The organism is Actinoallomurus sp. NPDC052308 (assembly GCF_040679195.1).
Taxonomy (GTDB): Bacteria; Actinomycetota; Actinomycetes; order Streptosporangiales; family Streptosporangiaceae; genus Actinoallomurus; species Actinoallomurus liliacearum.
In genome coordinates this window covers 163,801-183,410 of sequence record NZ_JBFAUM010000013.1, presented here as the reverse complement: position 1 = coordinate 183,410, position 19,610 = coordinate 163,801, and the positions used below count along the sequence as shown (strand labels likewise).

21 protein-coding genes are annotated in these 19,610 nt (G+C 73.0%); 9 read left to right on the top strand and 12 right to left on the bottom strand.

The genetic code is table 11. The features are described 5' to 3' along the window. The first annotated feature begins 87 nt into the window (after nt 1-87). Entirely contained in the window at nt 88-462 is a 375-nt protein-coding gene (locus AB0L00_RS27655; RefSeq protein ID WP_364439986.1) for a helix-turn-helix domain-containing protein, read from the top strand. A 121-nt stretch (nt 463-583) separates the two neighbouring features. Here AB0L00_RS27655 and AB0L00_RS27650 read toward each other — a convergent pair whose 3' ends face one another. Further along, on the bottom strand, nt 584-1,399 hold the full coding sequence (locus AB0L00_RS27650; protein ID WP_364439984.1) for a hypothetical protein: 816 nt from the start codon (nt 1,397-1,399) through the stop codon (nt 584-586). Between the two features lie 280 nt (nt 1,400-1,679). Here AB0L00_RS27650 and AB0L00_RS27645 point away from each other — a divergent pair, with 280 nt between their 5' ends. Further along, nucleotides 1,680-2,708 carry a mechanosensitive ion channel family protein gene (locus AB0L00_RS27645; RefSeq protein ID WP_364439982.1) on the top strand — a complete coding sequence of 343 codons (1,029 nt, stop codon included), beginning with the start codon at nt 1,680-1,682 and terminating at the stop codon, nt 2,706-2,708. A gap of 47 nt (nt 2,709-2,755) precedes the next feature. Here AB0L00_RS27645 and AB0L00_RS27640 read toward each other — a convergent pair whose 3' ends face one another. Then, nucleotides 2,756-3,232, bottom strand: coding sequence for a MarR family transcriptional regulator (locus AB0L00_RS27640; protein WP_364439980.1), 477 nt, complete (start codon nt 3,230-3,232; stop codon nt 2,756-2,758). Nucleotides 3,233-3,274: 42 nt separating this feature from the next. Here AB0L00_RS27640 and AB0L00_RS27635 point away from each other — a divergent pair, with 42 nt between their 5' ends. The 4 genes from AB0L00_RS27635 (at nt 3,275) to AB0L00_RS27620 (ending at nt 6,421) form a co-directional block, all read left to right on the top strand. Then, entirely contained in the window at nt 3,275-3,769 is a 495-nt protein-coding gene (locus AB0L00_RS27635; RefSeq protein WP_364439979.1) for a universal stress protein, read from the top strand. Nucleotides 3,770-3,920: 151 nt separating this feature from the next. Continuing rightward, complete coding sequence (locus AB0L00_RS27630) at nt 3,921-4,919, top strand: alpha/beta hydrolase family protein (protein WP_364439977.1); 999 nt, start codon at nt 3,921-3,923, stop codon at nt 4,917-4,919. 150 nt (nt 4,920-5,069) lie between these two features. Continuing rightward, complete coding sequence (locus AB0L00_RS27625) at nt 5,070-6,089, top strand: SDR family oxidoreductase (protein WP_364439975.1); 1,020 nt, start codon at nt 5,070-5,072, stop codon at nt 6,087-6,089. After that, on the top strand, nt 6,086-6,421 hold the full coding sequence (locus AB0L00_RS27620; RefSeq protein WP_364439973.1) for a hypothetical protein: 336 nt from the start codon (nt 6,086-6,088) through the stop codon (nt 6,419-6,421). Before AB0L00_RS27625 ends, AB0L00_RS27620 begins: the two co-directional genes overlap by 4 nt. A 38-nt stretch (nt 6,422-6,459) precedes the next feature. Here the strand turns inward: AB0L00_RS27620 and hpnH are convergent, their stop codons facing one another. The 7 genes from hpnH to hpnC are packed head-to-tail and all read right to left on the bottom strand — an operon-like array spanning nt 6,460 to nt 14,072. Next, the gene (gene hpnH / locus AB0L00_RS27615) at nt 6,460-7,464 is read right to left on the bottom strand and encodes an adenosyl-hopene transferase HpnH (protein ID WP_364439971.1); all 1,005 of its coding nucleotides are present in this window, start codon (nt 7,462-7,464) and stop codon (nt 6,460-6,462) included. After that, on the bottom strand, nt 7,461-8,048 hold the full coding sequence (locus tag AB0L00_RS27610; RefSeq protein WP_364439969.1) for a hypothetical protein: 588 nt from the start codon (nt 8,046-8,048) through the stop codon (nt 7,461-7,463). Before AB0L00_RS27610 ends, hpnH begins: the two co-directional genes overlap by 4 nt. Continuing rightward, a complete protein-coding gene (shc, locus tag AB0L00_RS27605) occupies nt 8,045-9,922 on the bottom strand; it encodes a squalene--hopene cyclase (RefSeq protein ID WP_364439967.1) in 1,878 nt (625 codons plus the stop codon). The genes AB0L00_RS27610 and shc overlap by 4 nt, the downstream gene beginning before the upstream one ends. After that, nucleotides 9,922-10,935, bottom strand: a complete 1,014-nt coding sequence (locus AB0L00_RS27600; protein WP_364439965.1) for a polyprenyl synthetase family protein — start codon at nt 10,933-10,935, stop codon at nt 9,922-9,924. Before AB0L00_RS27600 ends, shc begins: the two co-directional genes overlap by 1 nt. Continuing rightward, nucleotides 10,932-12,383: a hydroxysqualene dehydroxylase HpnE gene (hpnE, locus tag AB0L00_RS27595; RefSeq protein WP_364439963.1), complete on the bottom strand. Its 1,452-nt coding sequence runs from the start codon at nt 12,381-12,383 to the stop codon at nt 10,932-10,934. The genes AB0L00_RS27600 and hpnE overlap by 4 nt, the downstream gene beginning before the upstream one ends. Next, nucleotides 12,380-13,237, bottom strand: coding sequence for a presqualene diphosphate synthase HpnD (gene hpnD / locus AB0L00_RS27590; RefSeq protein ID WP_364439961.1), 858 nt, complete (start codon nt 13,235-13,237; stop codon nt 12,380-12,382). Before hpnD ends, hpnE begins: the two co-directional genes overlap by 4 nt. Nucleotides 13,238-13,241: 4 nt before the next feature. Further along, entirely contained in the window at nt 13,242-14,072 is an 831-nt protein-coding gene (gene hpnC / locus AB0L00_RS27585; RefSeq protein ID WP_345363360.1) for a squalene synthase HpnC, read from the bottom strand. 251 nt (nt 14,073-14,323) lie between these two features. Between hpnC and AB0L00_RS27580 the strand changes: the two genes are divergently transcribed. Continuing rightward, the gene (locus AB0L00_RS27580) at nt 14,324-15,538 is read left to right on the top strand and encodes a hypothetical protein (protein WP_364439959.1); all 1,215 of its coding nucleotides are present in this window, start codon (nt 14,324-14,326) and stop codon (nt 15,536-15,538) included. Here the strand turns inward: AB0L00_RS27580 and AB0L00_RS27575 are convergent. Then, on the bottom strand, nt 15,495-16,385 hold the full coding sequence (locus tag AB0L00_RS27575) for a DMT family transporter (RefSeq protein ID WP_364439956.1): 891 nt from the start codon (nt 16,383-16,385) through the stop codon (nt 15,495-15,497). The two genes, AB0L00_RS27580 and AB0L00_RS27575, sit on opposite strands and share 44 nt — an antisense overlap. Further along, nucleotides 16,382-17,257 (bottom strand): DMT family transporter, encoded by an 876-nt coding sequence (locus AB0L00_RS27570; protein WP_364439954.1) that lies wholly within the window; start codon nt 17,255-17,257, stop codon nt 16,382-16,384. Before AB0L00_RS27570 ends, AB0L00_RS27575 begins: the two co-directional genes overlap by 4 nt. A 208-nt stretch (nt 17,258-17,465) precedes the next feature. Between AB0L00_RS27570 and AB0L00_RS27565 the strand changes: the two genes are divergently transcribed. Together AB0L00_RS27565 and AB0L00_RS27560 are read left to right on the top strand one after the other, a co-directional pair. Further along, complete coding sequence (locus AB0L00_RS27565; RefSeq protein ID WP_364439951.1) at nt 17,466-18,215, top strand: nucleotidyltransferase domain-containing protein; 750 nt, start codon at nt 17,466-17,468, stop codon at nt 18,213-18,215. Nucleotides 18,216-18,468: 253 nt separating this feature from the next. Then, on the top strand, nt 18,469-18,684 hold the full coding sequence (locus AB0L00_RS27560) for a hypothetical protein (RefSeq protein WP_364439948.1): 216 nt from the start codon (nt 18,469-18,471) through the stop codon (nt 18,682-18,684). Nucleotides 18,685-18,724: 40 nt separating this feature from the next. On the opposite strand, the gene AB0L00_RS27555 is transcribed toward AB0L00_RS27560, so the two are convergent. Then, nucleotides 18,725-19,567, bottom strand: coding sequence for a GNAT family N-acetyltransferase (locus AB0L00_RS27555; RefSeq protein ID WP_364439945.1), 843 nt, complete (start codon nt 19,565-19,567; stop codon nt 18,725-18,727). Nucleotides 19,568-19,610 lie beyond the last annotated feature (43 nt).

Below are 19,610 nucleotides of genomic sequence, written 5' to 3'. Positions count from 1 at the left end.
CGTTCAGGAACCGCTCTCATCCTGGGGCGACCGCCCCAACCGGCACAAGAACGCACTTTTTTCTTACTAGGTCACCTGGAGAGAACCATGGACACCGGGCTGGGCGACTGTCGGGCACGTGAGAACCTCGACCGCATCGGGGACAAGTGGTCCCTGTACCTGATCGCCCTGCTCGCCGAGGGCACCAAGCGCTTCAGCGTGCTCAAGCGCGAGGCCGAGGGCATCAGCCAGCGGATGCTCACCGTCACCCTCCGCGGGCTGGAACGGGACGGGATCGTGACCCGGACCATGTATCCGGTGATGCCGCCGCGCGTGGAGTACGCCCTCACCGACCTGGGGCGGGATCTGCTGGCCGCCGTGATGCCCTTCATCGCCTGGTGTGAGGCGCACGTGCCGGAGATCGAGGCGGCGCGCGAGGAGTACGACACCCGGACCGAGCAGGAGGCCGCCGCCTTCGAGTGACCTGCCGGCCCGCACACCGCCCGGCGCCCCTGGGCGGACCTTCTCGGTCGCCTGCCACATCGGCCCCGAGCCCGGGACGGGCCTGGTCCGGCAGGCCCGTCCCGGACGGCTGGGGGCGTCGCTACTTACGGCGCAGGACGCTGCTCGGCAGGTTGAAGGGGAGCCGCTTCACGACCTTGGACCGGGCCTTCTTGCGCAGCGCCGGGTACAGGTCGGTGTAGGCCTTGCTCGCCAGGTACGTCCGCATACTCGCGGTGTTCTGGCCGGCGGCGGAGGGCAGGCCGCCGCGGAGGTTCGCGACGGGCCCGAGGACGCCGCAGCCGCTCGTGCCCGGAACGCTGTAGGCGTCGTCGTTCAGCGTGAGGCCGAAGACGTCGTTGTCGTACGGCGTGAGGCTGGTCGGGTCGACCGTCGTGTTGAGCTTGATGGGCGCCTTGGTCGTGCCGATGTAGCACTTGTCGCCCATCAGCGCGTTGATCAGCTTGATCCGCAGGTCGAGGGCGGAGTGCAGGTTCCCGCTGTCGTCGATGCTCAGCCCGAAGTTCCCGACGTACTTCGGCTGGGCCTGCAGCGTCATGCCGGGCAGGTTCTCGGTGCCGGGGATGCCCAGCGCTCCGCCGGGCACGGTCATCGGCTTGCTCTTCAGGGTCACGATCTGGGCCGGGTTGCCGGCCCGGTCCGGGCCGGACGCCATGCTGATCGTCATCGGCTCGGTGAGCGGCTGGGTGATCGAGCCGAGCTTCATCGAGCCGCCGCCGATGACGAAGATGTTGCAGAACCACTGGGCCGGGTCGGCCCCGACGGGGAGCCGGTCGGCGCATCCGGAGAAGTCGATCTTGACCGGCGCGGGCTCGGCGGAGGCGGCGGGGGCGGTCAGGGCGAGGACGATGGGGGCGGCCGTGGCCGCGGCGAGGATCCGGCGCGTGGTCGACTTCATGGAGGCACCGCTTTCTCTAGTGGCAGAGGAGCAAGATCCTCAACGGCGAATCCCACCAGGTCAACCGGTCAGTAGCGATCTTGGCCGTACCTGGCCAGCCGGCCATCCCGGCCGGGTTGAGCGGTGCGTGATCACACGTGCGCGACATTCCGCTAAAAAGCCGTCTAGCAGGCTTTTCGCCAGATATGCGCTCATATCGCTGCACGGCGGAAGCGGGCTGGCTACGCTCGCGCGGGGCTCTCAGCCAAGATCATCCGAAGACGAGCGGAGGAACACCGACTTGCACTGGCAGCGACTCGTGGTGGCCGTGGCCGAGACCGTCGCCGCACTGGCGACGGGATTCGGCCTGCGCGCGCTCCTGGGCCGATTGGCGAACCGCGCGGGCAACACCCGGTGGGCCTGGGACGACCTGTTCGTCAGGCTGCTGCGCGACCTCGCGGTGGTGCCGTGCACGGTCCTCGGCCTGTGGATCTCGGTGCTGACGCTGCACCTGAGACCGGGCATCCGGACGACGACGGGCCACACCCTCGTGGCCGTCCTCATTCTTACGATCTCCATCGCGATCGCCCGCTTCGCCGCCGGTGTCGTCTCCTCGGTCGCGCTCGCCCGGTCGGGCGTCGCGCAGTCCGCGACGATCTTCGTCAACATCGTCCGCGTCGTGATCGTCGGGATCGGCGCGCTCATCCTCCTGCAGAGCCTCGGGGTCTCGATCACCCCGCTGCTGACCGCCCTGGGCGTCGGCGGCCTGGCGGTCGCGCTGGCGCTCCAGGACACGCTGGCCAACCTGTTCGCCGGGGTGCACATCCTCGCGTCGAGGAAGGTGCAGCCGGGTGACTTCGTACGGCTGGACAGCGGCCAGGAGGGCTACATCGTCGACATCAACTGGCGGAACACGACGATCCGCCAGCTTCCCGACAACCTGGTGGTCGTGCCGAACTCCCGCTTCGCCGATGCGATCGTGACGAACTACCACCGGCCGGCGCAGGACATGTCGATCTCGGTCAAAGTCGTCATCGGTTACCACAGCGATCTGGAGCACGTGGAGAAGGTGACCCTCGACGTGGCCGAGGAGGTCATGGCCACCGTGGACGGCGGCGTGTCCGACTACGAGCCCTCGGTCCGGTTCAACACCCTGGGCGAGACGAGCATCGGCTTCTCGGTCAACCTCCGGACCCGGGAGTTCACCGACCAGTACGTCGTCATCCACGAGTTCATCAAGCGGCTCCATCGCAGGTACCGCGCCGAGGGGATCGACCTCCCGTTCCCCCAGGCCGGCTTCCTTCTCGCGGGTGCGGCCCAGTCCCGCTGACGGCGTCACCGGCCGGCCGTACCGAGCCGACCGTGGCACCGACCGGTTCAGACGAGCCGGTCGGTGATGGCGGACAGCCGGCGGACGAGGGACACGGCGTGTTCCCGTTCGCCGGCGGGCAGGTCCGCCCAGAGCTCGGCGAAGCGGCCGACGATCTCCTGTCTCTTCTCCTCGAGCACCGCCCGGCCCGCGGCGGTCAGCGCGACGCACGTGCTCCGGCCGTCGCTGGCGTGCGGGGTGCGCTCGACCATTCTTCTGCGCTCCAGCGCGGCCAGGGCGCGGGTCACCGTGGGCTGGGCCAGCCCCGCGTGCTCCGCCACCGCCGACACTCCGCGGTCCCCCGCGGCGTCGATCGCTCCCAGGACCACGAGCTGCGGCACCGAGATGGCGTCTCCCTGGACCGTGTTGGCCGCGCCGCCCGTACGCCGGGCCGCGCGGAGGAGGTCCAGCACCGCGTCGACGAAGGCCTGAAAAAGGTCGGCCGATTCGTCACTTCCGGTCGTTACAGGACCCCGATCCGTCATGTATATAGCGTACTATGGAGTCAGATTGAGGAGACGGCCACCATGGACGAGTCATTCATTCCGGGTCCCGACGGCACCGAGCGGGACGCATGGCACAGACCTCTGTTCGTCGTGGGCGTGGACGGATCCGACTCCGGCCGGGCCGCGCTGTGCCAGGCCGCCGGGGAGGCGACCCGGGCCGGCGCCCGGGTCCTCTGCGTGCACGTCCGCTGCCAGCCGAGCGTGGGCGAGATGGCCGCGCTCGTCGCCCCCGGCGCCGCGCTGGCCAGCCGGGACTGCCGGGATCTCCTGGAGATGCAGGCGTGGCTGGACTGCGTGCAGATCCTGGACCCGCTCGACTGCCCCTGGGAGTTCCAGGTCGTCATGGGCCGTCCGGACAAGAGCCTGCGCGAGGTCATGATGGCGCGGCACGGCGACGCGCTGTTCGTCGGCCAGTCGCCCCGCACCGGCTGGTGGGCCCGGCTGTTCCACCGCTGTCCCGCGCGCCGGCTCGCCCGGGCGCAGGAGTACTCCGTCCATCTCGCGATCACGCCGTGACGGACCGTCCCCACCGCCGTCCGGAAGCGCCGTTTTAGTCCTTCCGTGCCAAAGCGCCGCCCCGTTTTCGTGCCGAACGCGCGCAGCGAACGGACGGTGATTCCGCAAGGGTGATGACTCCTCGTCGAGCATGGAGAGCGGGAGTCGTCGCATGGTCGCCAGCGCCGTCACGCGTAGCCTCACCGGAGTCCTCCTGGCGGTCGCCGCCTCGGTGGGCGCCCTCTCCGGTACGGCGGACGGCGCCGTGCAGCGGGTGGCGGCCGACGACGGCGCGAAGATAACCGCCGAGCACTGGATCGACGCGCACACCGTCGACCTGACCGTCCGCTCCCCGGCGCTGGGCGCCTCGGTGCCGGTCCGTGTGCTGGTGCCACGCACGTGGAAACGGGCCACCAAGGCGTCCTGGCCGGTCGTGTACGCCTACCACGGTGGCCGGGACACCTACGTCTCGTGGACCCGCAGCACCGACATCGCGAAGGCCGCCGCGGCGTACGACGTCATGGTGGTGATGCCCGACACCGGCTGGGCGGGCTGGTTCACCGACTGGTGGAACGGCGGCAGGCGCGGCACCCCCAAGTGGGAGACCTTCCACACGAAGGAGCTCCTCCAGCTGATGGAGCGCAACTACCACGCGGGCACGCACCGCGCCACGATGGGCGTGTCGTCCAGCGGGTACGGCGCGGTGAAGTACGCCGCGCGGCACCCCGGCATGTTCGCGTACGCGGTCTCGCTCAGCGGCATCCTCCATCTGACCCAGACCGGCGTGCCCGCCCTGGTGATGTTCGAGGCGAGTGAGAAGTACGACCCGTTCCGGATCTGGGGGATCCCGGGCATCGACGACAAGAACTGGAAGGCCAACGACCCGTACGAGCTGGCGGCGAAGCTCAAGGGGACCGGGCTGTACCTCGCCAGCGGCCGCACCGGCCTGCCCGGCGCGCACGACCCGGCGGGCGGCGAGCCGGTCGAACTGCAGGAGGTCGTGTGCGGGGCGACGACGGTCGCGATGGTCGACCGGCTCCGCAAGCTGCACATCCCGGTCACCGCGCACATCTACCAGAAGGGCTACCACGACTGGTCGACCTGGCAGCCGGAGATGCACACCGCGTGGCCGCTGATGATGAAGGCGATCAAGGCGAAGAAGCTCTCCTGAGCCAAGGCCGGGGACTCCCCCGGGCGGTCGATGCCTTGACCTCCGCGTCCCGTTAACCGGTGCGACTCGCGGGTAGGGGCGGAGCGTTGCGACGCCGGGCCCGATGACCCGGTCCGGCGTTTACCTGGAACGCTCATGAGGGGTGAGGGGATGACGGACCGCAGCAGGCCCCGCGTCGTCGTGGTGACCGGCGCCAGTGGGGGCATCGGACGGGCGACGGCACGGTTGTTCGGCGCGCGCGGCGACAAAGTGGCCCTGCTGGCCCGCGGCGAGACCGGGCTGCGGGCCGCGGCGGAGGAGATCCGTGACGCCGGCGGGCAGGCCCTGCCGATCCCCACCGACGTGGCCGACTGGGAGCAGGTACGCGACGCCGCGAACCGTACCGAGGAGGAGCTCGGCCCGATCGACGTGTGGGTGAACGTCGCGTTCAGCTCGGTGTTCGCCGAGTTCAAGGACATCGACCCGGCGGAGTTCAAGCGCACCACCGAGGTGACCTACCTGGGGTACGTGTACGGGACCAAGGCGGCGCTCGAGCGGATGCTGCCGCGCGACCGCGGCGCCATCGTGCAGACCGGGTCGGCGCTGGCCAAGCGCGGGATCCCCCTGCAGTCGGCGTACTGCGGCGCCAAGCACGCGATCCAGGGTTTCCACGAGTCGCTGCGGACCGAGCTGCTGCACCGGAAGAGCAACGTCCACGCGACGATCGTGCACATGCCCGCGGTCAACACCCCGCAGTTCGACTGGGTGGAGAACAAGCTGCCCATGCACGCGCAGCCGGTGCCGCCGATCTACCAGCCGGAAGTCGCCGCACGCGCGCTGGTGTACGCCGCGGACCACCCGAAGCGCCGGGAGTACTGGGTGGGCGGCAGCACGGTGGCGACGCTGCTGGCCAACCGCGTCGCCCCGAGTCTGCTCGACCGCTACCTCGCGCGGACCGGGTACGCGTCGCAGCAGACCGACCGGCCGCGCGACCCGCACCAGCCGGCGAACTTGTGGAAGCCGGCCGACGGCTCCGACGGCCACGACTTCGGCGCGCACGGCGGTTTCGATGACAAGGCGCACGCGCGCAGCGTCCAGGCCTGGGCGGCGGAGCACCGTGGCCTGCTGGCGGCCGGCGCGGGAGCCGCGCTGGGCCTGACCGGGATCGGGCTCCTGCGGAACGGCCGATGAGGGCGCAGCCGATCGCGCGGCTGACCTGGGGCACCCTCCTGATCACGGCGCCGGGCGCGGTCCTGGAGACGATCACCGGCCGGCCCGCCACCACCTCCCAGCGCTGGGTCCTGCGCGTGCTCGGGAGCAGGCACGCCCTGCAGGCCGGGATCGACCTGGCCAGGCCGACCCCGGCCGTGCTGCGGTGCGGCGCCGCCGTCGACCTGCTGCACGCGGCCACCTGCGCGGGCGCGGTGGCGTTCCTGCCGCTGTGGCGGCGCCCCGCCGCGGTGGACGGCGTCGGCGCGCTGGCACTCGCGGCCGGCGCGCTGGCCCACGCCCGGACGCGCTGACCGCTCGGCCGCCTGCTCACGGCCGGCGCGCCGACCGCTCAGCCGCTGCGTACGGCGCGGAGGGTCTCCTTCAGCGAGGACAGGGTGGCGAAGACGGCCGTGGGCTCGTACCCGCAGTGCGCCATGCAGTTCGCGCAGCGGGGGTCGCGCCCACGGCCGTAGGAGTCCCAGTCGGTCTCCTCGACCAGTTCCCGGTAGGTGCGGGCGTACCCGTCGGCCATCAGGTAGCACGGCCGCTGCCAGCCGAACAGCGAGTAGGACGGGATCGCCCAGGCCGTGCACGGGAAGTCGATCCGGCCTTCGAGGAAGTCGAGGAACATCGGTGAGTGGTTGAACCGCCAGCGCCGCCGGTTGCCGTCCCCGAACGCCTCCCGGAACAGCCTCGTCGTCTCCTCGACGCCCAGGAAGTGCTCCTGGTCGGGGGCCTTCTCGTAGGCGTACGCCGGGGAGATCATCATCTGGTCGACGGCCAGGTCGTCGTTCAGGTAGTTCAGCACGTCGACGACCGTCCGCGGGCTGTCGGTGCTGAAGAAGGTCGTGTTCGTGGTGACCCGGAACCCGCGGCGCCGGCACTCCTTGACGGCCGCGACGGCCTGGTCGAACACGCCCTTCCTGCACACCGAGGCGTCGTGGCGTTCACGCAGGCCGTCGATGTGCACGGTCCACGCGAAGTACGGCGACGGCTCGAACTGGTCGATCTTCCTGGGGATGAGCAGCGCGTTCGTGCAGAGGAAGACGTACTTCTTGCGGGCGACGAGTTCGCGGACCATCCGCCCGATCTGCGGGTGCAGGAGCGGTTCACCGCCCGCGATCGACACCATGGGCGCGCCGCACTCCTCGACGGCGGCCACCGCCTGTTCGACGGGCATGCGCCGGCGCAGCACGTCGGCGGGGTGCTGGATCTTTCCGCAGCCCGCGCAGGCCAGGTTGCACGCGAACAGCGGTTCCAGCTCCACCAGCAGCGGGAACCGCCGGACGCGCCGCAGCCTGCGACCCAGGATGTAGGCGCCGATACGAATGCTTTGGCGAAGCGGCATAGTCATCGTTCAACCTCCGGAGGGTCGGCCCAGGCGACGAGGACCGGGGCGACGCGGCGCAGCCGGCTGCGGGCGATCAGGACGCGGCGTACGGTGCCGGGCCGCAGCAGCGGCACGGCGGGGGTGTCGACGATGACGCGCACCGCCACGAACGGCGTGCCGGTCGCGACCACGGCGAGCGGCCCGGTCTCCATGTCGACGGCGCGCACGCCGGCCGCCGCGAGCCGTAGCCGCTCCCCGCCCGTGACCAGGCGCGGGGAGGTGAACAGCGGCCCGGTCCGCGTGGCGAGCCCCGCGAGCGCCAGCCGCTCGGCGATCGGCCGGGCCGCCGCGCACGGGAAGACCCGCTCGCCGAAGCGCACCTCGGTCGCCACTAGCACGTCGCCGGGGCGCAGCCCGATATCGAGCGCGCCGCCGAACCCGGTGACGGCCAGCGCGGCGTGCTCGGGCAGCCGGGCGGCGGCGCGGGCGGCGCGCCGCGGCCCGAGGCCGGTCCGGACGACGCGGACGTCCCGGGCGGACGACGGCAGCCCGCGGCGTACCGCCCGCCGCTCGATGCGGAGCGCCGTGCAGATCACGAGCTCGGTCATGGCGGGCACTCCGCGGAGCGCAGGTAGCGGCCGAGGGCGCTGATCGGGAAGACGAGGCGGTACAGGTGGTAGTTGATGTAGAAGTCGCCGGGGAAGCCGGTCCCGGTGAAGTAGGGCTCGTCCCAGGTGCCGTCCGCGCGCTGTGCGCCGACGAGCCACTCCACGCCCCGGTCGACCGCCGTGGAGCGCTCCCCCGCCGCCAGGAGCCCCAGGAGCGCCCAGGCGGTCTGGGAGGGAGTGGAGTGGCCGCGCCCGACCCAGGCCGGGTCGCGGTACGACCGCAGGTCCTCGCCCCAGCCGCCGTCGTCGTTCTGGTGGCGCTCGAGCCAGGTGACGGCCCGCCGGACGCACGGCCGCTCCGGGCGCACGCCGGCCGCGACCAGGGCGGGCAGCACGGCCCCGGTGCCGTACACGTGGTTGGCGCCCCAGCGGCCGAACCACGAGCCGTCCGGCTCCTGTTCCTCGAGCAGCCAGCCGACCGCCCGGCGCAGGACGTCCTCGTGGGCGGTCGGGCGCTCGTGCGCCAGTGCCTCGACGACGTGCGCGGTGACGTCGGCGGACGGCGGGTCGATGACCGCGCCGAAGTCGCAGAACGGCAGCCGGGTGCACAGGACGCGCGTGTTGTCGGCGTCGAACGCCGCGAACCCGCCGTCGCGGGACGCCATGCCGGCCATCCAGCGCAACCCCCGGTCGATCGCCGGCCCGACATCCGGGTGCTCGACCCGGCGCAGGGCGAGGATCACCTCGGCGGTGTCGTCGGTGTCCGGGTAGCCGTCGTTGTCGAACTCGAACGCCCACCCGCCCGGCGGCAGCGACGGCCGCCGTACGGCCCAGTCGCCGGGGCCCTTGACCTCCTCGTCGAGCAGCCATCCGGCGGCCCGTACGAGCGCGGGGTGGTCGCCGGGCACATCCGCGTCGCGCAGCGCGTTGACGGCGAGCGCGGTGTCCCACACCGGCGACTGGCAGGCCTCCAGGCGGCGGCCCCGCTCGTCGCGGACCGTGAACCGGTCGAGCCCGGCCAGGCCCCGGCGCATCACGGGATGGTCCAGGCCGTAGCCCGACAGGTGGAGGGCGATGAGCGAGTACACCCAGGGCGGCTGGATGCCGCCCCAGGAGCCGTCCGGCTCCTGCCGGGCGACGATCCACTCGGCGGCGCGGCGCAGGGCCGCGCGGCGCAGGCCGGGCACGGGCCGCCGCTGGTAGCGGTGCAGCACGCGGTCGAGGGCGCCGAAGAACCCGTCCCAGCCGAGGCGGGACCCGCGGCGCGGCCGGCGGCCGGTGCGCAGCTCGTCCAGGTCGAACGGCAGCGGCCGGACCGGGCGCCGCGCGCTCACGACGGTCAGCGGCACGACCGTCTGCCGGGCCCAGCACGCCCAGTCGTAGACGTTCAGCGGGAACCACGGCGGCAGGAAGATCAGCTCCGGCGGCATGACCGGCAGGTCGGCCCACGGCCACTGCCCGAACAGCGCCAGCCAGACGCGGGTGAAGACCCGGCTCTCCTCGATCCCGCCGTGCCGGCGCGTGAAGGCGGCGGCGGCCCGCATGTGCGGGGCGTCGGCGGAATCCCCGGCCAGGCGCAGCGCCGTGTACGCCTCGATCGTGGTGGACAGGTCGCCGGGGCCCGCGTGGAAGTTCGCCCACGAGCCGTCCGCGTGCTGTTCGGAGCGGATCCAGCGGGCGGCCTCGGCGGTGTCCTCCGGGTCGCGGACGCCGAGGAACTCCCGCAGCAGCAGGTCCTCGGCGTCCATCGTGACGTTGGTCTGCAGCTCGGCCTTCCACCATCCGTCCTCGGCCTGCAGGCCGAGGAGGTGGTCGCAGGCCGCCTTGAGAGCGACGTCGGCGCCGGCGACGGCCGTACGGGTGTCTGTGCTCACTAGTGGTCCCGGGATGCGATGAAACGGATGATCTCCCCGAACTCCTCGCGGACGCCCGGGGGCAGGTCCAGTGCGGCGAGCTGCCGCTCGGCCGCGTCGAGCCGGTGCTCGGCCTCCGCCTCGGCCCACGCGCGGCCGCCCGCCTCCTCGACCAGCCGGGCGGCCTCGGCCAGCTCGACCTCCGACAGCGGGTCCGGCTGGGCGAGGAGCTTCGCGAGGCGCTCACCGGCGGTCGTGCCGCTGGTGAGCGCGGCGACGACCGGCAGGCTCTTCTTGCGCGCCCGCAGGTCGGCCAGGACGGGTTTGCCGGTGATCTCCGGGGCTCCCCAGATGCCGAGCAGGTCGTCGGCCAGCTGGAAGGCCAGGCCCGCCTGCGCGCCGAACGCCGCCAGCGCCGCGACGAGGTGGGCGGGCCCCTCGGCGACCATCGCGCCGATCGAGCAGGAGCAGGCCAGCAGCGAGCCCGTCTTGTCCGCCGACATCCGCCGGCACTCATCCAGGCTCACGTCGGGCCGCCCCTCGAACTCCAGGTCCGAGGCCTGTCCGGCGATGAGGCGCTGAGTGGCCGCGGCGAGCCCGCGCGCGGCCCACACCCCGCCCCGCGTGCCCTGTTCGAGGAGGAGCTCCCCGGCCAGGACGAGCAGCGCGTCGCCGGCGAGCATGGCGGCCGACCGGCCGAAGACGGTCCAGGCGGCGGGCCGGTGCCGGCGGGTGCGGTCGCCGTCCATGATGTCGTCGTGCAGCAGCGAGAACGCGTGCACGAGCTCCACCGCGGCGGCGGCCGGCAGACACGATCCGACGTCCGCTCCCGCCGCGCGGGCCGACAGGATGGCCAGGGCGGGCCGCAGCGTCTTGCCGCCCGGCGTGGCCGGCCGGCCGTACGGGTCGCTCCAGCCCAGGTGATACCCGGCGACCTGGGCGGTCAGCGGGTCGAGCCGTGCGACGGCGTCGCGCAGCACCGGTTCGACTTGCGAGCGGGCGCCGGCGACGGACGGCGGGGCGATCGCCGTCATGAGGCGCCCCCCGTCAGCCGGCTCCGGACGAGACGGGCGGCGGTGAGTCCGCTGCGCACGGCTCCCTCCATCGTGTCGGGCCAGCCCGTGTCGGTCCACGAGCCGGCGAGGTACAGCCCGGGCCACCGCGTGGCCGGGCCGGGCCGGAGTGCGCCGCTGCCGGGCGCCTGGCGGAAGGTCGCACGGCGTTCCCGGGTGACGAAGAAGTCGCACAGCCGGGCGTGGCGGGTCGCGGGGAACAACTGCTCCATCGCCGGGACGAACTCGGCGCGGAGTTTGGCGGTCGGCTCGTCGATCCAGCGGTCCGCCGCCGACACCGAGACGGCGAGGTACTGGCCGGCACGGACGCCGGCGGCGTGGGTGCGGTCGAAGACCCACTGCACGGGCGAGTCGACGACGGCCGCGAACGGCAGGTCGGTGACCGGCCGGTCGTAGTGGAGGTGGACGTTCACGATCGGGCTCTCGCCGAGGCCGGCCCAGCGTTGCCGGTCGGGGACGGCGTCCCACGGGACGAGGTGCGCGGCCTGCCGGTGCGGGGTCGCGACGATGACGGCCGGCGCGTCGATCCGCTCGCCGTCCACCACGACCACCGGGCCGGGCTCGATGGCGGTGACCTTCGTCGCCAGCCGTACGCGGCCGCCCCGCTCCTTGATGGCCTGCTGGGCGGCGGTGCCGTGCAGGTCGCCGAGGGGCACGGCGGGCACGCCGATGTCTGCGGCGTCCGACCGGCCCAGGAGGGCGGTGCGGAAGACCATCGCCGCCGGTCCCAGCGCCGCCTCCTCCACGCCGATGTTGAGGGCGGCGACGGCGAACAGCTCCCACAGGGCGCGCCGTGCCGTGTCCCGCTGCCCGTGGACGGCCAGCCAGTCCCCCAGGCCGATCCCGTCGAGGCCCGGATCGGCCGGGTTCAGGCGGCGCAGCGCGAGCGCGCAGCGTACGGCCCGCAGCCGGTCGGCCGGCCGGAGCAGGGAGTAGGCGGCGAGGGCCGGCATCAGGTGCAGCGGCCCCGGCAGCGCCGCGCGCCGCAGCCGGCCGGGCCGCCCGGCGGGCGTGAGCACCCGCAGGTCGAACCGCTCCTGCAGCCGGACCCGGTCCGCGACGCCGAGCCGGTCGAGCAGGCCGCGGTAGGCCGTGCAGCAGCGCAGGAAGACGTGCTGGCCGTTGTCCACGACCAGCCCGTCCCGTTCGAAGGAGTGGGTGGCGCCGCCCAGCCGGGGGCGCGCCTCGTACACCGTGACCGGGAGACCGGCCTCCCCGAGCGCGAGCGCGGCGGTGATGCCCGCCAGGCCGCCTCCCACAACCGCGACCGGCGCCATCGGGCCACGCCGGCCCGGCGGACGCACCGGCCGCCGGACGCTCGACGGATCCGGCCGGCCGGGACCCGGCACGGCCGGCCGCCCGTTGGGACTCGGCGTGTCCGGCCGCCCGTCCAGGACCGGCGCGTTCACCGGCCCGCCCCGACCAGGGCGCGGGCCGCGACCATCGCCTTCTCCCACGTCGGCAGCGCCGAGCGGGCGGTCAGCGCGGCCGTCGGATCGGTGGCGATCCGCTCGAGCAGCGACTGGTAGATGCCGGCCATCGCCGCCGTGCAGGCCGCGCTGCGCCGGTCGAGCAGCGGCAGCAGCCGCAGGCCGCGGAGGTACCAGCCGCGGGCCCGGTCGGCCTCGAACCGGACCAGCGCGGCGAGGCGGTCCGGTGGGTCGGTGAAGGCGCCCTCGCGGTCGAGATTCAGGGTGCAGCCGAAGCGGGCCAGGTCCTCGGCCGGCAGGTAGCTCCGCCCGATCAGGCGGTCCTCGCGGATGTCCCGGAGGATGTTCGTGAGCTGCAGGGCGATGCCGAGAGAGTCCGCGAGCGGCGTGGCGGCCTCGACGTCGTCGGCGCCGAAGACGCCGAGGGAGAGGCGTCCCACCGACCCGGCGACGCTGCGGCAGTAGGTGACGACGTCCTCGGCGCGGGCGTAGGTCGCGCCGCGCACGTCGGACGCGCACCCGTCGATGAGCTCGTCGAACGCTGTCAGGGGGATGGGCAGGCGGCGGGCCGCGTCGCGGAGGGCGACCAGCACGGGGTCCCCGGGATCGGGCGTGCGGCGGTGCAGGGCGGCCCGTTCCTCCTCCAGGCGGGCCAGCCGCCGGTCCGCGGGCCCGTCTCCGTCCCCGATGTCGTCGATCCGGCGGGCGAAAGCGTAGACGGCGCTGAGCGCGCGGCGTTTCGGCCCCGGCAGCAGCCGGATGCCGTAGGAGAAGTTCCGCGCCTCCGTGCGGACGATCTGCTCACAGTTTCGATAGGCGTCGGATACGCTCACCGGCTCACCTTCCTGTCGCGAGGACGCGCAGCCACGTCGTCAGCAGCCGCGTCCGCCGGGGGCGGACGGCCCGGCCGAGGACGTCGTGATCCGCGGCCGTGAGCGCGGCGATCGTGGCGCGGCCGCCCGCGATGTAGCCCGCCACGGCGACCCGTGCCGGGCCGGTCAGCGCCGGAACCAGGGCGGTCCCGGCGTCCAGGAGCGCGGTGGCCCGCGTGGTCTGCAGGGCGACCGCGCGCCGCAGCCGGTCCGGGGTCGTCGCGCGGGCGAAGTCGTCGTCCGTGCAGCCGAATCGGCGCAGGTCGGCGCCTGGCACGTAGACGCGGCCCCGGGTGTAGTCCTCTCCGACGTCCTGGCAGTGCTCGATCACCTGCAGCGCCGAGCACACCTGGTCGGAGAGGGCGCAGCGCCGCTGGTCGGCGACGCCGAACACGTGCAGCACGATGTGGCCGACCGGGTTCGCGGACAGCTCGCAGTAGGCGAGCAGTTCCTCGAAGCTCTCGTAACGGGTGACCGCCTGGTCGCGCCGCCCGGCCCGGATGAGCCGCCGGAACGGCTCGGCCGGGATCGCGTACTCGCTGACGGTCCGCTTCAGCGCCCCGACGGCCGGTACCTGCGCGGTGCGCCCGGCGTAGAGGCGTGTGAGGTCGTCCTCGACGACGTCCAGCAGGCGGAGCCGGTCGGCGGGCGGCGCCTCATCTCCGATGTCGTCGATGAACCGGGCGAAGCCGTACACCGCCATCAGGTGCCGGCGATACCCACGCGGCAGCAGCCGCGACGCCACCGGGAAATTCTCCCGGCGCGCTTTGTATATGACGCCCTCTGCCGATGACACGGCTTCACGATTTCCCTGGAGAGACGACGTAAACGACTAGGCGGCCGATATCAGCTAAGCAAACCGTAGATCCACGATGATTTGACTCTCCGGAGATCTTTAGGTTGCCCCGAACAGGGAGAACTTATACTGACGACCCCGCCGCCCAGCACGGAAAAGACCCGCCAACAATGACCCACGGAACCACAATGGGAAGCGCAGATATAGACCGCGATCAGGGCACGGAAAATGAATCCGAAAGGGGCCGCCGAGTGCTGCTCCTCAGCGCCGGGATGGGCGCCGGCCACGACGCCGTCGCCGGCGAACTCGCCGGGCGGCTGACGGCCGCCGGGCACCGCGCCGACGTCGTCGACGTGCTCGAGCTGCTTCCGCTGCGCCTCGGGCGCGCCCTGCGGTGGTGGTACGGCTGGATGATGCGGCGCGAGCCCTGGCTGTACGCGCTGATCTATCGGGTGTTCTTCGTGCCCGGCCGGGCGGGCGCCGCGGCGGGCGGACGCCGTCCGGCGTCGCCCGCGTCCCCGCGTCCGGCGTGGCTCGCGTCCCCGCGTCCGGCGTGGCTCGCGTCCCCGCGTCCGGCGTGGCTCGCGTCCCCGCTGACCGTGCTGGCCGCCGCGCGCCTGCACCGCCTGCTGCGACGGCACGCCCCGGACCTGGTCGTCTCGACGTTCCACCTGGCCGCGCAGGCGGCCGGGCACCTGCGCCGCACCGGGCGGTCGCGGGCGCCGGCCATGGTGCTGCTCACCGACTTCGCGGCGCATCGACTGTGGCTGCATCCGGGCACCGACCGCTACCTGTGCCCCTGCCCGGAGACGGCGCGGGAGGTCGCCGCCGCGTCCGGCCGTCCCGCCGTCTGCCACGCCCCGCTGACGCGCCCCGTCTTCCGGAGCACGCGGGCCGACGCGGCGGCCGTGCACGCCCGGCTCGGCATCCGGCCGGAGGACCGCCTGGTCCTGGTCTCGGCGGGCTCGTGGGGCGTCGGCGCCGTCGAGGAGACCGCCCGGGTGCTCGCGCGCTCGGGCCGGTACGTGCCGGTCGTGCTGTGCGGCCGCAACGACGCGCTGCGGGCCCGGCTCGGCGCCGTAGAGGGGACCGTCGCGCTCGGCTGGCGTCCGGATCTGCCGGAGCTGATGGCCGCCGCCCACGCCCTGGTCGACAACGCGGCCGGGCTGACGTGCCGGGAGGCGTTCGCGGCACGGCTGCCCGTCGTGTCGTACCGGCCGATCCCCGGCCACGGCCGGGACGGCGTCCTGGCGATGGCCCGCGCCGGGCTGAGCGTCCACGCCGCCGACGCCGAGCGCCTCCTCGCCGAGCTCGACCGGCTCGGTGACCCCGCCGCCCGGAGCGGTCCGGTCGCCCGCGCGGCGGCGCTGTTCGACGCGGCCCCGGCCGAGGACCTGCTCTTCGGTCCGTACGCGACGCCGGTCAGTGACCCAGACGGCTCTCGCTCTCCGGACCGGGCGGGTTGACCTGGGCGTGACCGCGGACCGGCGGTGACTGGGCCAGCAGCCTGCTGCCATAGAGGAGCAGGCCGACGCCGAGGAGCTCCAGGACCACCCACCCGCCGAGCCGGATCTCCTCACCGAACAGGCCGACCCCGTAGGCGATGCTGGAGACGGGATCGGAGACGTTCAGCGCGGGCTGCACGGCGACGAGCGTGCCGCTGTGCAGGGCGTTCTGCAGGAGGAACAGGCTGCCCAGCCCGGCCGCCACCATCGCCCACACCGCCCAGGAGGTCAGCAGCGCGACGGGACCCGCGGAGATGACCTCGGTCGCCTCCTTCATCAGCGCGGCGGTGAACGCGAACCCCAGACCCGAGGCGACGCCGAGCAGCACCGCGCGGCTCGTCCCGCTGGTGACCTTCGCCACCGAGACGAGGTAGCCGACCAGTCCGAGGGTCACCGCCGTCGCGATCGCCCACTCGATCCGGTCCGGGTGCCGGTGCCCCGGAGACGGGGCGGCGGAGGCCAGGAGGGTGGCCAGCCCGACGGTCAGCGCGCCGACGGCCCGCCAGGACTCCGTGCCGAGCCGGATGCGGAAGAGGCCGGCGAGCAGCAGCATCGTGATCGGCAGCTCGGTGACGAGGATGGGCTGTACCAGGGACAGCTCTCCGGTGGTCAGCGCGGCGGCCTGGAACAGGAAACCGAACATCAGCGCGACGATGCCGCCGAGCCACTCCGGGCGCCGGACCAGGTCCAGGATCAGCGCGAACCGGAACGCCTCATCCTCGGGCGCCGATCGTGCCGCGTGCCGCTGCAGCACGGACGCGAGGGCGTTGCTCGCCGCGGCGAGGACCGCGAACAGGACGGAGATCATCCCGACCCGCCGTCCTGCCGCACGGCCGATCCCGGCTTGTCGAGGAAGGACGAGCGGCCCAGCACGCCGATGCCGGTGACGATCATCAGCAGGCCGATGACCTCCGCCGTGATCGCGGCCCCGGTGAAACGGAGGTTCTCGGCGAAGACGAGCATCCCCAGGACGATGCCGATGATCGGCTCGACCGCCGTCATCGCGGGCAGCGAGATGCCGATCGGCGCGGCGTCGAACGCGCTCTGTGCCAGCAGCAGGGACAGCAGGGCGACGATGATCAGGGCGTACGGCTGCCAGCTCCGCATGGCGACCGGCAGCCCCTGGCCGAGTTCGAGCAGCGAACTCCGGGTCAGGGCGTCCTGGACGCCGAACAGCATCCCGGCCGCCGCTGCGAACAGCATCGCCTTGGTCCGCAGCGAGCGTGGAAGAGCGACCAGCACGAACCCTGCCGCGACCACCACCACGGCGCCGGCCGCGAGCCAGCGGGGCGAATCCGGTGCCGTGGTCCGCCCCCCGTGCGGCTGCCCGAACGCCAGAAAGATCACCGCTCCCCCCGTGACGAGCAACCCGCCCCACCAGACCTCCCGGCTGAGCGGCTCCTTGTAGACCGCGTGGGCGATGACGAGCGCGAAGATCAGGTTCGTCGCCAGCAGCGGCTCGACCCGGCCCAGGTCCGATTCGTCGAGCGCCACCGCACCCAACACCTGCCCGCAGATCATGGCGGCGATGCCCAGCAGCCACACCGGCTGGCGGATGAGGTGGGCGAGCAGCTTGAACCGCAGCATCTCGTCCAGCGGCTCGCGGTATGCCACGTGCTGCTGGGCGACGAAACCGATGCCGATGAAGCAGGCCGCCGCGAGAGCGAGGAACGTCTTCACCGGCCGCCCGCCGGACTCACGTAGGGGGTGGTACCCCTACGCCCCGCCTCCTACCGGCTGACCTGGGATTCCGCGGGTGGGTAAGATCGTCCGCATGAAGCGATGACCTCGGCGCACCGATTCACCTGACGCCGTCCGAGCCCTCTGCTCCGGCGTCCGCGCGGTGTGCCCGCGGCGCCCGTCATCCACTTCTCGCGATCGGATCCCCATGACCGACGAAACGTTCCTCGACCTCCTCGCCGACCGGCTCGCGGCCCTGCCCGCCGTACGGGCCGTCACCCTCGGCGGCTCGCGCGCTCAGGGCACCCACACCCCGGACAGCGACTGGGACCTGGCCGTCTACTACCGGGACGGCTTCGACCCGGCCGAGCTGCGCGCCGTCGGCTGGGACGGCGAGGTCTCCGAGATCGGCGGCTGGGGCGGAGGGGTCTTCAACGGCGGGGCCTGGCTCACGATCGACGGCCGGCGCGTCGACATCCACTACCGCGACCTCGACGTCGTCGACCACGAACTCGCCGAGGCCCGGCAGGGCCGCTTCCACTGGGAGCCGCTGATGTTCCACCTCGCGGGTATTCCGAGCTACCTGGTGGTCGCCGAACTCGCCGTCAACCGGGTGCTGCGCGGCACTCTGCCGCGCCCGGAGTACCCGCAGGCGCTGCGCGCGGCGGCCCCGCCGGTCTGGCGCGGCCGCGCGGCGATCACGCTGCAGTACGCCCGGGGCGCCTACGCTCGGCGGGGCCAGGTCACCGAGGTCGCGGGCGCGCTGGCCACCGCCGCCATGAACACGGCGCACGCGGTGCTGGCGGCACGCGGCGAGTGGATCACCAACGAGAAGCGGCTCCTGGAGCGCGCCGGCCTACGCGCCATCGACACGATCACCGCCGGCCTGCGGCCGGAGCCCGACGCACTCACGCAGGCGATCACCCAGGCGGAGGAGTCGTTCGACGCCGCCGTCTAGCGCGGGGGCGGAACGTTCGGTGAACGCGACGCACCATAAGTCGCAAAGTGGGATGAAACCGGCAACCAGGGCACGAATTCCGAGACTTCTGTACGGGCCACCGTTACCGCCCTGGATTTTCGTTGCTCACGGCACCGAAATCCTCGGCACAAGCCCAGGCGGAGATGCTCCCGGCCGGCGGGGCCGGGACGATCATTCCGTTCGGGGGTTATCCACTCGACATCGGCGTGGATCTCACCGCAAAGTAGTACGCATGCGCATCGCGTTAACGGGGATCGGAATCATCGGCGCGGGTCTGTTCATCTACTGGATCACGGGCCCGTACGGCGCCGTGGCGTTCACCTTCTTCGGCCTGTGGGCCCTGCTGCTGACGCTGTCGGCCGCGTTCGTCTCGGGGGCGGCGCTGGCGGACGAGGTACCGAGCGAGGAGCCCGCCGAAGAGGGGAGCCGCGTGACCGGCGGGTCGTGACGGGGGCTGCCGCGCCTCCGCGAGTCGGGGGCGCGGACGCTCAACCGCCGTGCCGCGACGTTCCGAAGGAGATCACCAGGTAGTCGTCCAGGGGCTGGAAGCCGATGCGCCGGTGGATCGCGTTGATCCCCGGGTTGGCCAGGTCGGCGAAGACCACGACGTCCTGTGCCCCTGCGTCGACCACGTCCCGGCCGACCGCGGCCGTCGCGGCCGCGCCGTACCCGTGGCGCCGGTGCTCCGGCGGCGTGTAGACGGGGGCGATCCGCACCATCCCGGCGACCATCCTGGTCCGGCCCGCGAGCGCCACCGGCACTCCGTCCCGCTCCCACAGCGTCAGCCCGCCGTACGCGATCCGGTCGTCGACCGCCGCTCCGTGGTCGCCGGGCCGCTCGCGGATCTCCCGCTCGGCGTCGTGGTACCAGCCGAGGAGCAGGTCGCGGTCGGCCGGCCCGGCGAGACGGGCGCGGCCGGGCGTGTCCGGGACGCACACCTCCTCGAGCCGGTAGAGCCGACGGCGCTCCCAGATCGTGAAGTCGGAGCCGGTCGCGGCCCGCCAGCGTTCGGCGAAGGACTCGGCGAGCTCGCGGCGGCCGGTGACCCCTCGCAGCCGCCGCCCCTCCCCGGCCAGGGTGTCCGCCAGCTCCGTCGCGGCCTTCTCCGACATGGCGCTGAGCAGCAGCGGGAACGGCGGCGTGTGCACGAACGCCCCGGCCACGCATCCGGTGGACAGCCAGGCCCCCATCGCCGCCGGCGCGTTCCCGTACGAGGCCGACCCCCGCGCCCGCAGCGACTCGACCACGGTGATCAGGACGGTGTTCTCGACCGGCCGGGACCGAAGGAAGCAGCCAGCGGTCGCGTCATATTCCGCAATATCTTCGGTCATAACCCAGCCCATGGGCCTCATACTGCCCAGTATTCAGCCAGGT

What these genes read in the sequence shown, in the direction of transcription:
- AB0L00_RS27655 (WP_364439986.1), top strand. Translation starts at nt 88, where the DNA reads ATGGACACCGGGCTGGGCGACTGTCGGGCACGTGAGAACCTCGACCGC.
- AB0L00_RS27650 (WP_364439984.1), bottom strand. Translation starts at nt 1,399, where the DNA reads ATGAAGTCGACCACGCGCCGGATCCTCGCCGCGGCCACGGCCGCCCCC.
- AB0L00_RS27640 (WP_364439980.1), bottom strand. Translation starts at nt 3,232, where the DNA reads ATGACGGATCGGGGTCCTGTAACGACCGGAAGTGACGAATCGGCCGAC.
- AB0L00_RS27635 (WP_364439979.1), top strand. Translation starts at nt 3,275, where the DNA reads ATGGACGAGTCATTCATTCCGGGTCCCGACGGCACCGAGCGGGACGCA.
- AB0L00_RS27630 (WP_364439977.1), top strand. Translation starts at nt 3,921, where the DNA reads ATGGTCGCCAGCGCCGTCACGCGTAGCCTCACCGGAGTCCTCCTGGCG.
- AB0L00_RS27625 (WP_364439975.1), top strand. Translation starts at nt 5,070, where the DNA reads ATGACGGACCGCAGCAGGCCCCGCGTCGTCGTGGTGACCGGCGCCAGT.
- AB0L00_RS27620 (WP_364439973.1), top strand. Translation starts at nt 6,086, where the DNA reads ATGAGGGCGCAGCCGATCGCGCGGCTGACCTGGGGCACCCTCCTGATC.
- hpnH (WP_364439971.1), bottom strand. Translation starts at nt 7,464, where the DNA reads ATGACTATGCCGCTTCGCCAAAGCATTCGTATCGGCGCCTACATCCTG.
- AB0L00_RS27610 (WP_364439969.1), bottom strand. Translation starts at nt 8,048, where the DNA reads ATGACCGAGCTCGTGATCTGCACGGCGCTCCGCATCGAGCGGCGGGCG.
- AB0L00_RS27600 (WP_364439965.1), bottom strand. Translation starts at nt 10,935, where the DNA reads ATGACGGCGATCGCCCCGCCGTCCGTCGCCGGCGCCCGCTCGCAAGTC.
- AB0L00_RS27575 (WP_364439956.1), bottom strand. Translation starts at nt 16,385, where the DNA reads ATGATCTCCGTCCTGTTCGCGGTCCTCGCCGCGGCGAGCAACGCCCTC.
- AB0L00_RS27565 (WP_364439951.1), top strand. Translation starts at nt 17,466, where the DNA reads ATGACCGACGAAACGTTCCTCGACCTCCTCGCCGACCGGCTCGCGGCC.
- AB0L00_RS27560 (WP_364439948.1), top strand. Translation starts at nt 18,469, where the DNA reads ATGCGCATCGCGTTAACGGGGATCGGAATCATCGGCGCGGGTCTGTTC.
- AB0L00_RS27555 (WP_364439945.1), bottom strand. Translation starts at nt 19,567, where the DNA reads ATGACCGAAGATATTGCGGAATATGACGCGACCGCTGGCTGCTTCCTT.